Origin of the sequence: Brevibacillus borstelensis (genome assembly GCF_036700025.1) — a bacterium.
In the GTDB taxonomy this organism is placed as follows: domain Bacteria; phylum Bacillota; class Bacilli; order Brevibacillales; family Brevibacillaceae; genus Brevibacillus; species Brevibacillus borstelensis.
This window is the reverse complement of sequence record NZ_CP144922.1, coordinates 2,513,829-2,527,535: the sequence shown is the minus strand read 5'-3', so window position 1 is coordinate 2,527,535 and position 13,707 is coordinate 2,513,829. Positions and strand designations below refer to the sequence as shown.

At 50.9% G+C, this 13,707-nt stretch carries 15 protein-coding genes; 7 read left to right on the top strand and 8 right to left on the bottom strand.

Annotation, left to right across the window (positions count from 1 at the left end):
• Window positions 1-217: 217 nt before the first annotated feature.
• From V5G20_RS11850 to V5G20_RS11835, 4 genes are read right to left on the bottom strand one after another with little or no spacing between them, the layout of a single operon-like run.
• Window positions 218-1,561, bottom strand: a complete 1,344-nt coding sequence (locus tag V5G20_RS11850; RefSeq protein ID WP_003386057.1) for a GerAB/ArcD/ProY family transporter — start codon at window positions 1,559-1,561, stop codon at window positions 218-220.
• Window positions 1,562-1,575: 14 nt separating this feature from the next.
• Entirely contained in the window at window positions 1,576-1,812 is a 237-nt protein-coding gene (locus V5G20_RS11845) for a hypothetical protein (protein WP_003386058.1), read from the bottom strand.
• A 1-nt stretch (window position 1,813) separates the two neighbouring features.
• Window positions 1,814-2,989 (bottom strand): Ger(x)C family spore germination protein, encoded by a 1,176-nt coding sequence (locus V5G20_RS11840; RefSeq protein ID WP_003386059.1) that lies wholly within the window; start codon window positions 2,987-2,989, stop codon window positions 1,814-1,816.
• Window positions 2,990-3,029: 40 nt separating this feature from the next.
• A complete protein-coding gene (locus V5G20_RS11835; protein WP_003386060.1) occupies window positions 3,030-4,586 on the bottom strand; it encodes a spore germination protein in 1,557 nt (518 codons plus the stop codon).
• Between the two features lie 136 nt (window positions 4,587-4,722).
• Between V5G20_RS11835 and ligD the strand changes: the two genes are divergently transcribed.
• The 3 genes from ligD to V5G20_RS11820 all read left to right on the top strand — a co-directional run bounded on the left by ligD (window position 4,723) and on the right by V5G20_RS11820 (window position 6,887).
• Window positions 4,723-5,625: a non-homologous end-joining DNA ligase gene (ligD, locus tag V5G20_RS11830; protein WP_003386062.1), complete on the top strand. Its 903-nt coding sequence runs from the start codon at window positions 4,723-4,725 to the stop codon at window positions 5,623-5,625.
• Window positions 5,626-5,733: 108 nt separating this feature from the next.
• Entirely contained in the window at window positions 5,734-6,531 is a 798-nt protein-coding gene (gene lgt / locus V5G20_RS11825; RefSeq protein WP_003386064.1) for a prolipoprotein diacylglyceryl transferase, read from the top strand.
• Between the two features lie 116 nt (window positions 6,532-6,647).
• The gene (locus tag V5G20_RS11820) at window positions 6,648-6,887 is read left to right on the top strand and encodes a hypothetical protein (protein WP_003386066.1); all 240 of its coding nucleotides are present in this window, start codon (window positions 6,648-6,650) and stop codon (window positions 6,885-6,887) included.
• Between the two features lie 87 nt (window positions 6,888-6,974).
• Here the strand turns inward: V5G20_RS11820 and V5G20_RS11815 are convergent, their stop codons facing one another.
• The 4 genes from V5G20_RS11815 to V5G20_RS11800 form a co-directional block, all read right to left on the bottom strand.
• Complete coding sequence (locus V5G20_RS11815; RefSeq protein WP_003386067.1) at window positions 6,975-7,994, bottom strand: inorganic phosphate transporter; 1,020 nt, start codon at window positions 7,992-7,994, stop codon at window positions 6,975-6,977.
• The gene (locus V5G20_RS11810) at window positions 7,987-8,604 is read right to left on the bottom strand and encodes a DUF47 domain-containing protein (RefSeq protein ID WP_003386068.1); all 618 of its coding nucleotides are present in this window, start codon (window positions 8,602-8,604) and stop codon (window positions 7,987-7,989) included. Before V5G20_RS11810 ends, V5G20_RS11815 begins: the two co-directional genes overlap by 8 nt.
• A gap of 320 nt (window positions 8,605-8,924) precedes the next feature.
• Window positions 8,925-9,491 (bottom strand): DUF167 family protein, encoded by a 567-nt coding sequence (locus V5G20_RS11805; RefSeq protein ID WP_003386069.1) that lies wholly within the window; start codon window positions 9,489-9,491, stop codon window positions 8,925-8,927.
• Window positions 9,492-9,558: 67 nt separating this feature from the next.
• Window positions 9,559-9,990 (bottom strand): MarR family winged helix-turn-helix transcriptional regulator, encoded by a 432-nt coding sequence (locus tag V5G20_RS11800; RefSeq protein WP_003386070.1) that lies wholly within the window; start codon window positions 9,988-9,990, stop codon window positions 9,559-9,561.
• A gap of 223 nt (window positions 9,991-10,213) precedes the next feature.
• On the opposite strand from V5G20_RS11800, the gene V5G20_RS11795 reads away from it, so the two are divergent.
• The 4 genes from V5G20_RS11795 (at window position 10,214) to V5G20_RS11780 (ending at window position 13,697) form a co-directional block, all read left to right on the top strand.
• The gene (locus V5G20_RS11795) at window positions 10,214-11,473 is read left to right on the top strand and encodes an MDR family MFS transporter (RefSeq protein ID WP_003386071.1); all 1,260 of its coding nucleotides are present in this window, start codon (window positions 10,214-10,216) and stop codon (window positions 11,471-11,473) included.
• Window positions 11,474-11,666: 193 nt separating this feature from the next.
• Entirely contained in the window at window positions 11,667-12,737 is a 1,071-nt protein-coding gene (locus V5G20_RS11790) for a type III polyketide synthase (protein ID WP_024982973.1), read from the top strand.
• Window positions 12,738-12,741: 4 nt separating this feature from the next.
• Window positions 12,742-13,251, top strand: coding sequence for an isoprenylcysteine carboxyl methyltransferase family protein (locus V5G20_RS11785; protein ID WP_003386073.1), 510 nt, complete (start codon window positions 12,742-12,744; stop codon window positions 13,249-13,251).
• Between the two features lie 125 nt (window positions 13,252-13,376).
• Complete coding sequence (locus V5G20_RS11780) at window positions 13,377-13,697, top strand: hypothetical protein (RefSeq protein ID WP_003386074.1); 321 nt, start codon at window positions 13,377-13,379, stop codon at window positions 13,695-13,697.
• Window positions 13,698-13,707 lie beyond the last annotated feature (10 nt).

Genomic DNA, 13,707 nt, shown 5'->3' with positions numbered 1-13,707 from the left:
TGAATCAGGCAATCAAACCGTTGCGAGATCATCAGGCAAAAGGCTGGCTGCATACTTACGAGCAAACAAGTATTGGCGAAGATTGTAAATCCACTTCATGGAAAAGTCAAATCATTTTGAGCAATCCCAGGATTGCAAAGGTCGTACAAGTGTAAAGCCGGTTCCACCCTTGCCCTGGTGAAAACCGGCTCTTTCCGACAGCTCAAGCTCTGTTTCTCTAAGCCCTTCTCGCGATTGATTTTGCCCGCTCCATGATATGATTCAGGGACTGCAGTTCCAAATAAGAGAAGATAAACGCCGCCAAAAATCCAAAAAAGTAAACGGCACCGAAAACTCTTCCCCATCCCCCATAAAAGGGCTCTATAAATGAACCGATCAAAAGAGAAATCGTGCATATGGCAAAACATATCCACCACAATCGTGTGTATCTGCGATATTTCTTTAGGAGAGGGTGGCTGCCTTGATCCGAGCCTGCTCTCTTTCCTGCCTTTTGCCGTGCGGACAAGAACAGCAATAGCAACATTGGCCATTGGATCAACGGAACAAGTACAGGCAATACAAAGCCGATGAAGTTATTCACGTCGTTTATGTGCTGAAAGGTAGTAATGCTGAGGATCAGGACAAACCAGCCAAACGGCCCGTTGCAATACGTATAGTCCTCCCTTCTGGTCAACGTCCCGATCCCGATCAGTAGGGTCAAGTAGGTGATGACCACTTTAATCGCGAAAGCGGGAAACCAGATGCTGAACAGCATCACCTCGACCCGGTCGAGGAAGTCAGTCAAGTGGATCTGCTCAACGAGAACATATACGGGATAATTCAAGCGGCTTGTGATCAGGTATCCCATGACACCCAGTTGAATAATCAGGATCAGCATTATTCCGAAGCCGGCCATCGTCGCCCCGTGCTTAACCGCCGAAAAAAACAACCGGGATTGGGAAATGGCATGCAAAAAAGCGCCAAAAACAAAGATATCCCCGTACAACCCCCCTGACATCCAATTGCTCAGCAGCAACGCGACAAACTTGCTGTCCATAATCGGCTCGAGTCGTCGAAGATCATATTCGTTGGACAAGATAAAATACATCGAGAAAGAGAGTATAAAAAACATCGGGAAATACATCTCATTTACCCGAGCCGCCACTTCCATGCTGGACCGCCCGAAATACTGGAGAACCACGACAAAGACGAGAAGAATAATCTCCAGCGGGGTCTCGCTCAGCAAACTGAGATGCAGAAAATGACCGACTCCTTTTATATCGCGCAAAAGGATGAGCAAGAAAAAAAGCAGCAGTATTCCATTAAACAGGCTGCCGGCAACACGCCCTCTGGTCTCTATCAAGATTTCAAATATGTTCTTCCCCGGATAAGCCCGAATGAGCCTTTCAAACACATAGGCGACAAGAACCGTATACATGACAGGCAGCAATTGGGACAGCCAGGCATCGTTTTTGGCCACGACCGCCAGTTGCTGCGGAAGGCTGACAACGGCCCCTGTCATAATCACACCGCTCGTCAGCCAGGCGATCTGGCGATGGTTGATCACTTGTTTGACTTGCAAATTTTCCTGCCCCCTTAGTAAAGGCTCATCATCCATGCTTTAACCCTTGACTCGAAAGCACTGATCGTGTTTTGAAAGGGCTTGAAGATATCAACCTGGTAAAACGCAGCGACGAACAGGCACAGCGTTGCGATATAGAGCAGATAGATGACCACTCTCATTTTTGAAGAACGGTGATGCTGTAACATGATGTCACGGATTGCCATCAAAGAGAAGGAAAGGAGAAAAATCCCTGCAAAAATCAGGTTCATCCTATCTCATCTCCTCCTTGGTTAGGTTCTCTGTGGTTTGTCCGATGTTTGGAACAGTCGCTCTGGTACGAATCTCAAATGTCACTGCTTTCAAATGCTTGTCCCAGTTTTCGCGAAACGATGTTTTCCATAGCTGAGGATATTTTCTTGCGAGCACCAGTCCCAACCCCGCTATGTCGCTCTGGTTTTTCACCATTTCCTGAAGGGTTGTTCGTATGCCTTCGCTTATGTTGGCAGCCAGCTTGTTTTCCAGCATGCGCAAATTCTTCGAGTTTCCCCAATCGGTACCGCTGTGATCTTCAATGATTGCCGCTCTCGCGTGGACGTTTATTTGAAAATGAACCTTTCCATTACGGACGATCGGTGTAATTTCCATCCTACCTTGATTTACTTGAACACTGATCTCCCTGTTTTTTCGGATATCAAAATCCGTAGCGTACGAATAGAAAGTCGGTTGGAACCATCGAATCCCTTTGGCATGCTCCAAAGTTAAAAAATGAGCGAACCGATCATCACGAAACATGGAAAAACCGATCAGCTCGATTTCCTTTGATTTCCCTTTTGGTCTGGAATCAACGCTTGCCAATACTGGCAGATACGCATCGACACCAGGTGTATTCAACATCTGCGCAATGTCTTTTACCGTAACGGTAACACCCACCATTTTGATCAATTCTCTCATCGCTTCCGCAGAAAATCTCTCGAACTGAGGCTGGGCTTTGAGAAGATCGAAGCCTTTCCCTTTCGCCACGACCATGTATGCTGTCAGGCGGTTTTCCGGAAAACGGGCGATGACATCAAGTATTTCTCTCAGCCCTGATTTGGCTGTCTCCTCGCCAATGACAATCACCCGATGATGGGCGTAAAAAAGCTTTCGACTCATCCTTGACTGCAAAACGTTGTTCGCTTCCCGGAGTGTTTTTCCGGTAGCCGAATCCACATAATAGCTCTTGTCTCCACTGGTCCCTCCACCACCGCCGGAAGGACCTCCGAGACTGCTGACCAGGGGGAGTTGTACAGACATCCGGTACAAGCCGTCCTCTTCCTTATCCACCGCGAAAGCAAGGATGAGCGCCAGATCGTTCACTTCTACCCGATCCCAGCACCCCGTAAGCAGCAGTGAATGAATCAGGATGACGATGATACTAGCAATTTTGAAGCGGGAACTCCTTTTCACAGTACCACTCCCCCGGTTATTTCTGTTTATTTTAGCCTCCTCAATCGCTCGTTTGTCTGGACTTATTGATCGAGGCTGTGTTCAAGCGTTTTTCGTCCTCTACCCCCGTAAAGCTTGGGCGTTTCTCCATTATTGTCCAAGGAGCACGAATCAGCACATCCTTGAAGTCGCCTATTGACATCGGCGCCAGCGGGGAAAGGTACGGCACCCCAAACGAGCGAAGGTTTGCCATGTGTCCCATAATCAGAAGAATGCCGACCAGAATGCCGTATATTCCCAAAAAGGAGGCGGCAAACATCAATGGGAAACGAAGCATCCGCAAAGCGATCGATGCATTGTAATGCGGCACGGTGAAGGAAGCGATTCCCGTGATCGAAACGACAATTACCATCGGTGCCGAAACGATTCCCGCCTGGACGGCAGCCTGTCCTACGACAAGCGCCCCCAGAATGCTGACTGCCTGCCCTACTGTTTTCGGCAATCGAATCCCCGCTTCGCGCAGGGCCTCGAACGAAATCTCCATGATCAGCGCCTCGACAATCGCCGGAAACGGAATGGATTCCCGCGCTGCCGCGATGCTCAGCAATAAAGTGGTTGGGAGCATCTCCTGATGGAAGGTCGAAATCGCTACATAGCCGGCCGGTGTAACAAGAGAAATAGCCAAAAACAAATAGCGCAGCCAGCGGACGAGTGTGGCCATCTGAAAGCGTTCATAGTAATCCTCGTTGGCTTGCATCATCATCCAGAACGTAGTCGGAACGATCAGGACCATTGGTGTCCCGTCGACAAAAATAGCAATCCGCCCTTCCAGCAAAGCGGCTGCAACCGTATCAGGCCTTTCCGAATATTGGACCTGCGGAAATGGCGACAAAGCATTATCCTGGATCATCTCTTCGATATAACCCGATTCCAAAACCGCGTCGATCTCGATGTGCTCGATTCTCGAAATAACCTCGTCCCGTAAAGCAGGGTCTACTATTCCTTCCAGATAGGAAACGACGAGGTTCGTATTGCTCTCCTTGCCAACGACGATTGATTTCATTTTCAATCGGGGCGTTTTCAGCTTCCGCCGGAGAAGGGACGTATTCGTCCGGATATTTTCAATGAATCCCTCCCGCGGCCCCCGTACGACAGCTTCCCCTTCCGGTTCGTTTACGGAACGTTTTTCGGCTCCGCGAATCCCGAGCGTGAGAGCAATGTCGTTGCCGTCTACGAGAATTCCCGTATCTCCCCCAAGCACAGCCGACAGAAAATCCTTGTAACTGGTGACCTCGGAAATTTGCGAGACGGGGAGAACTTCATGCTCGATGCTCCTGATGCTCTCCCGGCCACCCTTCAGGATCATTAGCGCCCTCAGTGCTTCATTAACGGATTGCGTATCAATCAAGCCATCTACAAAGACCGCACAAGCTTGAACACTGTCTTTCAGTTGAAACTCACGCAGAACAAAATCCGAGCAATCCTGAAACAGATGTTCAAGAATCTCAATGTTCTCTTCCAAAGAAGAACGAACGGGAAAAGACTCCAGCTCGCTCAGACTTTTTTCGTTTAACTGGGCAATATTTTGTTCCTTCTTTGACTGACGAGTATGCTTCATACGATTCACCAACTGTTGGTAAGCTACCCGTATTATGTTACTCGGGTTTCCAAAATATGCAGGTGCCTCGCTTGCATATGTTTGGCCAATGCGGGAAAAGTAGGGGCAGCACTAGTCCCAGAGGGAGGGATTTGTCTTGCCTACTGAAGCTGCTGATATTACCGTTGCCGTTGCGGGCAAGGAATTGACGATTACGAATCCAACCAAACCGCTTTGGCCGGAAGCAAACGTCACCAAATGGGATTACATCGGTTATTTAATGGAGGTCGCCTCTCCGTTTCTGGCTTATACGAAAGACCGCCTTTTAACTGTTATCCGTTATCCCCACGGCATCCACGACAAGCATTTTTATCAAAAGAACATTCCTGAGTACGCTCCGGACTGGATCGCTTCCAGCGTATGGGAAAATACCGCTTATCCCCTCTTAAATGATGCGGCGACTCTTGTTTGGTTGGCGAATCAGGCGGCACTGGAATGGCACGTCTCGTTTCACCTGGCGGGAGACGAGATACCGACTGAGCTCGTTTTCGACCTTGACCCGTCTACACCGGAATTCGCTCCCGTCGCCGAAACGGCCATGCTTTTGAAGGAGCTGTTGGACGATTTGCAGCTCCCCTCTGTCGTCAAGACTTCTGGCGCATCGGGCTTGCAAATTTACATTCCGATCGAACGTCGTTATACATTTGAACAAACGAGACAGGTCGGGCATTTCTTGGCGACCTACCTGGCGGAAAAGCGGCCTGATCTGATCACATTGGAGCGCCTGGTCAAGAACAGGGGCACGAAGCTCTACATCGATTACTTGCAGCCCTGGCGGGGAAAGACCTTGACCGCCCCCTATTCGACGCGGGCCCGCAAGGAAGCGACCGTTTCCACACCGCTTCGCTGGGAAGAGGTTCCCCATATCCACCCGACTGATTTCACCGTCCATACGGTTCCCGAACGGTTGCAAAAGTTCGGCGATTTGTTCGCTGCCGTCCATGACCAGAAGCGTGCTTCCCTTGATTCGATCCTGGCCTTTCTGAAACAAAAGCCATAAGTGCGGCGGTCCACAGGCTGCCTGCTGTTGCCATCTGCACAATTGGAACTGCGCATGCGATTTGTGCTATACTGTGCAGAGATGTTTGGAGGCAAGGAGGAATACAACATGATTGATCCGATAGCATTATCACTTGGCCCCATCAATATTCACTGGTACGGAATCATTATGGGGTTTGCGTTTTTTCTGGGAACCTATCTCGCCCGCTACAATGCCAAGCGTTCGGGCATAGATCCTGATCACGTCCTGAACATGGTCGTACTCATCATTCCCGCTGCCATCATTTGCGCTCGTGCTTACTACGTCATTTTTGAGTGGGACCAGTACAAAGACAATCTCCTCTCCGTTTTCTACGTTTGGGAAGGAGGGCTGGCGATTCACGGCGGCTTGATCGGCGGCGTTCTCGCCGGTGCCTGGTATGTCCGCAAGCACAACCTGCCGTTTTTGCTGCTGGGGGATGCGATGATTCCCAGTGTCATTCTGGGGCAAGCGATCGGCCGCTGGGGCAACTTTATTAACCAGGAAGCGCACGGCGGACCGGCAACTGCGGAGTACATGGCTCATTTTCCTGCGTTTATCCGCGACCAGATGTACATCGGGGGGCAGTATTACCACCCAACGTTCTTCTACGAGTCGATGTGGAACCTGCTCGTCTTCGCCATCCTGATGGCAATGCTGTACCGCTTCAAACGCTTTGACGGACAAGTATTGTTCAGCTATCTGGTCCTGTATTCAATCGGCCGCTTTTTTATCGAGGGCATGCGTACAGACTCTCTCCTGATCGGCGGAACATTGCGCGTTGCCCAATTGGTCAGCCTTTCTCTAATCGCGGTGGGCATTATCTTGCTGATCGTGTTTGCGAGAAAAAGCAGACAGTCCATCCAGTCCCACAATACTTCAGAATAAGAAACAGAATGACAGAGCCACCCTCCAACGAGCGGTGGCTTTTCTTTCGGGGCACCTGCGTCTGAATTGTCGAAAAGATGGGCATACTGAGGAAAAAACAAGGCGGGTGTTTTGATATGAATGAGGGTATGTTGGAGGACTACCTCGACAGGGATGTCCGGGTTCACTTCGCACCGGCGATGATTTCCGCTGGTACATCCTCCTTTGAAGAGGGGCGGCTCTACGATTACAGCGAAGACGGCATTCTTCTGGAGATGACGGACGGGTCTCTCGCGTATATTCCCATCTCATCCATACGCATGGTCACCATCAAACCGAAACAAGGCTTTTGGGCGCGTCTGACGCGTCCGTCATAACTTTGCAGGGCAGCAAAAAGCGTCCTTCCCCGTACGGCAGGAAAGGACGCTGGCATTTTATTTATGAACGCTATAAACGAATTCCTTTTACAGGAACACATCGTACACCACGTAACAGGCAGCAGCCAGTAAACCTGTAGCCGGCAACGTGATTACCCATGTGACCAAAATCCTTCCGGCAAGCCCCCATTTAACAGCTGAAAACTTTTGGGAGGCACCTACGCCAAGAATCGAGGAAGTAATTACGTGCGTTGTACTGACCGGCAGCTTGAACGCCGTAAAAATGGTGATGATCATCGCCGACGAAAGGTCTGCAGAGAAGCCGCTGATCGGCTTGATTTTCATGATCTTGCCGCCCATCGTCTTGATAATCCGCCAGCCGCCGACAGATGTCCCTAGTGCCATCGCCACCGCAGCGGAGATTTTGACCCAGAGAGGAATGGAGAAGTCACCGTTTTCCGGCGTCATAAATCCACCGGAAATCAATGCGAAGGTAATAATCCCCATCGTTTTTTGCGCATCGTTGGCTCCATGGCTAAAGGATTGCCAGGAGGCAGCTACGACCTGCAGCATCCGAAAACCTTTGTTCGTCGGATGATACGCCATATTGGCTACGATCGCCGAAATGATCTTGATTACGGTAAAACCGACGACAAATGCGATCAATGGAGAAAAAATCAAGGCTTGTACAATGCTGATAAAGCCTGCCATGTTAATGGAACCGACGCCAGCAGCACCTACGACTGCCCCAGCGATCCCGCCAATCAGCGCGTGCGAGGAGGAGCTGGGAATTCCGAACCACCAGGTGATCAGGTTCCACAGGATGGCTGACGTCAATGCAGCAAGCACGACGACCAATCCGTTTTCCAACTGGAACGGGTCGGCAATCGATCCTCCGATCGTTTTCGCTACCCCTGTGTACGTGAGCGCCCCGATCAGATTTAAGAACGACGCGATAATGATAGCCGTGCGCGGGCTTAACGCTCGGGTAGACACTGAAGTCGCGATGGCGTTAGCGGTATCGTGAAATCCATTGATAAAGTCGAAGCTAAGCGCCATGATCACAACGAGGATCAGGATAATCATATCCGGGGAAAGACTAGGCATTCTTCAGCACGATCCCTTCTACCAGGTTGGATACGTCCTCGGCAAAGTCGGCACAGTCTTCCAGTTTGTCGTAAATTTCCTTGAGCTTGATCGCTTCGATCGGATCAGCGTTAGGAGCGTTGAGCAAATCAGAAACCATTTTACGGTAGTTGGAGTCGGATTCATGTTCCAATTCCTTGATTTCGGCAGCGTATTTGGATACGACCTGATGATCCAGTTTGCGCAGCGTACGGATCAATTCGATCAGCTTCGCCGAGCATTTCACCAAAATGTTGGCCTGTGCAAGCACGCGCGGATCTGGCTGGCGCACCTGGTACAAGTACATCCGGTCTGCTACGCCGTCGATGTAGTCGATCATTGAGTCCATCGTATGGGCCAACTGGTGAATATCTTCCCTCTCCAGCGGAGTGATAAAGGTAGAGTTCAATTCATTCATAATCCGGCGAACGATCTCGTCTCCTTCTTTTTCCACCGACTTGATTTCTTTTACTTTGGATTCCAAGTCCTGGTAGTTCCCGATCATTTCATAAAACAGATGGGTTCCCTTGTGGACATTGGCAATTTGCTGCTCGAACAAGTCAAAGAAGATGTGCTTTTTGCTTTTTAACATAAGATCAGTCGTCACTCCTTTGAATAACTAACGCCTCACCGATTATATCGAACAACTTTGTGAAGGTAAATTTAAAAACAAGGACAAATGTGTATTTTTTTCTTTAAGAAATTGTTAAGTTTTTGTAAAGACAGATGACAAATGAAAAATGATGCGTTAAAACGGCCCCGATCCTTATTTTCTGAAAGGATAAAAAAATACCCGTCCGCCTAGGGTACGAGTGTTAGTGTTGCCAGTTGTTCACTTTTTATTTCCCGGCTGCCAGCATGCCGTTTTTTTCTTTGACTTCCCCCTTTGCTGCCTGGACTCGGCAGCAGGAATCAGCGGCGGTGCGTGATCCGGTAAAGCTTGCGCTGGCTGGCGTAGCCTTCGACCAATTCAATATCGTTGTCATATGCGTGAAACCTCTTCTTTAACAAGGCACGGAGTTCGTCGTGTGTCTGGCTGTCCCTTGGAGATCCTGTCACCTCGACGACAAGCATTCCCTTGAGTGTCTCCCCCGTTATGGCCGTTCTCTTTTTGCCCGGTTTGACCCAGAGAGTCAGCTCTGTGACCTCCCGCTTCCATTCCGCCGCCTTCTCCAGCTCCTGGCTGATGATCTGAAAAGACTTCCCGGGTGACTGCTTTCTCCTCGCCGCCTCCATCTCCCTGCTGGCCGCTCGTGCTGCACGCTTGGCAGAAACGACGCGGCTCGGCTGAATTTCGAGCGCCTCGACTCCGCATATCCGGTCGAGAAGCCTTGGCAGGCGGTGCAAGAACTGCAGGATTGTAGCGTAAGGAGGGTCTTCGCCGCAACGCTCCGTGACGACTTTGTAAAGCCCGTTTTCCACCATTTCGGCGATCATCAGCCAGCCCGGTCCGTCTGCCTTTCGTACGGTCAATTTCATCCTTCTCACCCCAACTAATTGTATATACAACCATTAGGGTAACAAAAGGATATTGCATATGCAACCATCATTTCTCCAGGTGGTCCCTCAGCCTTACCACCATGCTTAGAAACATGTCTTGTTCGGCTTTCGAAAATGGCGCAAATACGCTTTGCGTGAAATGGTCCCGTACTGCCTCCAATGTTTCTTCTATGACCTTCACTTTATCAGGCGCCATTTTTACGATGTAGCTTCGGGCGTCCTGGGAATGGGGCTCCGTTTTCAGCCAGCCTTTTTTCAGCAAACCGGGCAAAATGCGCGATATCGTCGTCTTGTCACGCAAAGTCCGCTTTCCCAATTCCGAGGGAGTGAGCCCGTCCGTCTGTGCGGTCGCAACCAACAGTTGCCACTGCTCGGGAGTTATGCCAAACGGCCCAAGCGCTTTGGCTGTCTCTTCCCTGATCAGTTGGCCTACGCGATGAAGGTTGTGGCCGAGGCTGTCTCGAAAGCGATCTGTCATGTACCCTGTCTCCTTTTATTCTACCCTTGGGGGATCTGGTCTTCCTGCGATAATGCAGTTACTTCCTATAGAAACACAGGAGTAAGCATCCGTCAAAGCTCTTTTATAGCTTTTAAATCTCTGAAAGTTGCCAACAGAAACAATTTCCTTTCTTTTCAATAGACGCTCCCTTATACTTATGTCTTACTAAATAACCTTTTATCGGAAGAGAGGAATTTGTCGCATGGCTTGGCTGCAGAACATCATCTCACGCTATGATACCACGATTTGGATACGCGTGATCGGAACCATCCTGACAACGTTTGCCGGTTTTATGCTTCGCCCTTTTCTCGCTTTCTATTTGTACGATCGGATGGATGGGAATCTTCTGGTAGCAGCAATGGTTACAAGCCTTCAGCCTCTCACCAGCATCGTGGCCAGCGTATACGCCGGTGGACTTGCCGACCGCTATGGACGCAAGCCTTTGATGGTGGCCGCTCTGGTCATCGAGTCGATTTCGATGGCGGGCTATATTTGGGCCGAATCCCTGATCGCCTTTGCTTCTCTAACCATCCTGAATGGAATTGGAGCCGCTTTGTTCTGGCCTGCTGCCAGCGCCCAGGTGACAGACGTCGTCCCGGAAGAAAAGCGCAGCGAGGTGTTCGCCCTGCTCCATACCGCTTTAAACCTCGGAGCAGCCGCAGGCCCTCTTATCGGGGTCACGCTTTACAAGATCAACCCGGCTATCGCCTTCGGAATTTGCTCGGCGACGCTCATGATCTATTGTCTGTTGATCATGTGGAAAATCCCGGAGACACTCCCCAAGGAAAGAAGGGAATCCGGCAAACAGAAAGGGGGGCAGCCAGAGGACGTGTCAAAAGCGCCGAAGCTCCGCTTGCGGGAGCATACCACCCTGCTGTGGATGACATTGGCCGCAATCCCCGTCTCACTGTTGTACTCGCAGGTGGAAATTATCCTGCCGCAGCACTTGCGCACTCGCTTTGACGACTTCCTGACGGTATTTGCCACCTTGATGACAATCAATGGAGTACTGGTCGTCTGCTGTCAAATCGCCATTGCCAGGTTTGCCGATCGGTTCCCGCCCGAGCGAATTATTCTCGCCGCTTACCTGCTGCTCGGATGCGTCGGATTCGGTTACGGTTGGGCCCCAGTATTCTGGCTGCTCGTAGTGGCCGAAGCCATTTTTACGATTGGCGAGATGCTCTATGGCCCGCAGATCCAAAAGGCGATCTCCGTACTGGCACCAGCGGAGCTCCGAGGGAGATACTTTTCCATTTTCGGCGCGAACTGGGGAATCACCGGTACGATAGGTCCGTCCACCGGAGCCGTCGCGTTTCGCAATATCGGCGGCGCGTACTGGTTTTCCATCGTCGGTCTGCTCTTGCTGATCGCCGGAGTGTTTCAATACGGTTTGGTGAAAAAGGCTGTCAGAAAGTCGTCTTCCGCACCGGCAGAAACTTCTGTGAATATGTCCGCATCATGAGCCGCAATTATTGTTGCTGGAACAAATAGGAACATACCTGCTGGCGGAATCTTGGCTGCGGATTGCAAAACAAGCTAATGTCTGGTCGTTGCCAGGCTTTGGCTTGTTTTTGTTTTGCTTGCTTCCTGTCACGAATGTATTCCTTGCGGTAGGGAAAAATGGAACTACTTACCTTTTAGAGGAGGTGAGCTCGCTGGCGCGGATTACTGCTGCTGCTACCGCTGTTCCTGCTTATGAAGTGACGCAAGAGGCTTCGATGGCCTTTGCCCGCCTGTTGTTCCAGGATGCTTTTCCGGACATCGACCGGCTGATCAGCATTTTTTCCCACAGCCGGATTCGCAAGCGGCACTTTTGCATGCCGCTGGAATGGTTCGGACAAGACCACAGCTTTGCCGAAAAAAACCGGTTGTACATACAACACGCTGTAGCTCTCGGTGCCGAGGCGGCGAAACGCTGCCTTGAGAACAGCAATTGCAGAATAGACGATATTGATTGCCTTGTATTCGTATCCAGTACGGGTATAGCCACACCCAGTATCGATGCCCACCTGCTGAACCGCCTGGGACTGCGCTCTGACATCACCCGCATTCCTCTGTGGGGGTTGGGCTGTGCGGGCGGAGCGATGGGACTCGCCCGCTCCTGCGAATATGTCAACGCCTACCCCAAGCGCCGGGTCCTGTTGCTCAGTGTGGAGTTGTGCGGCCTGACATTTATTCGCCAGGACGTTTCCAAAAGCAATCTGGTCGCCACCTGCCTGTTCGGGGACGGCGCTGCAGCTGTGCTCATCGAAGGGGATGAAGTGGTACATACAGGCGTCTCTGATCAGCCGCAGCTCCATTTTTGCGCTGCCCGCTCCAGGACGTGGTCCGATTCGCTCGATGTCATGGGCTGGGAAGTGACCGACCCGGGACTGAAAGTTGTCTTTTCCAGAGATATTCCCACCCTGATTCACAAATCCATGCGAGAAGAGCTGGAGAGCTTTCTTGCGCCCCTCGGCACAACCGTGGAGAAGCTGAGGCACTTTATTTTCCACCCGGGCGGCGCAAAGGTGCTGAACGCCTACCAACAAGCATTGCAGCTCCCCGCTGACTCGATCAGGTTTTCAGAAGAGGTTCTGCGGGATTACGGAAACATGTCGTCCCCTACCGTCCTCTTTGTGCTGGAAAAAAGCTTGCAGAAGCCGTGGTCGAAGGGAGAACAAGGCCTGCTAGCTGCCCTTGGTCCCGGCTTCAGCTCGGAATTCATCCTGCTGGAAGCGAGGTGAGGCCGTGTCCTTTTTCCTGATTGTCTATATGGCTGTTGTCCTCCAGCGCCTTCTGGAGCTCAGGCTCGCCTCGCGAAATGCCCGGTATTTGCGTTCGATTGGCGGGTATGAAGTCGGTGCTGACCATTACAAGTACATCGTATTTCTACATGTCGGTTTTTTTGCCGCGCTGCTGGCCGAGGGCATCTGGCGAAAAGGCATGCCTGCCCCTTGGTGGCCCCTGTCTTTTTCGCTCTTTCTATTCGCGCAGACTCTTCGCTACTGGTGTATCCTGACTCTCGGAAAACGTTGGAATACGCGGATCATCATCCTTCCCGGCGCTCCCCCGATTACACGCGGCCCTTACCGTTACATCCGGCATCCCAACTACTGGATCGTGACGATCGAGCTTTTCACACTGCCGCTGACCTTTTCCGCCTATGTTACAGCCATGTTCTTTACCATCTGCAATCTCTGGCTGCTGCTGCGGGTCCGTATCCCAGCCGAAGAACGAGCCGTATACAAGCATCGATAAAAAGAACCCGACGCTTCAAATCGGGTTCTTCCGCGTGTTTATTTCACATGATCAGCGGGTAGATAGAAAGTACGATTTTTTTAAGTACCTTCCCATTTTCCATTACTGACACGAGGTGACCTGTTTTGAAAACGACCAGCATGGAAGGCCCCCATGAAGTAAAACACATCATCATCCGTGAATTTTACAGCATGATTGAGCACTTGCCTGATAACGATCAAACCGCCACGATTCAAAAACTAGTCCGTTACTTGCAAGGGCTGCTGCGCATCAAGCAGGTAATCCCGCCCGTCGTAGAGATCATGACCTTGATCAAGAAGGCAAAACCGACCTTGTACAGCGCCACACGCAGAACGGTGGCTGCCACCAGCAATCTGCATATGCTGTTTCAGGTTGACATGGACCCTGTGCTTGCTGAACAGCGCATGCGCGATTTTATAAAATAACGGTTGCCGA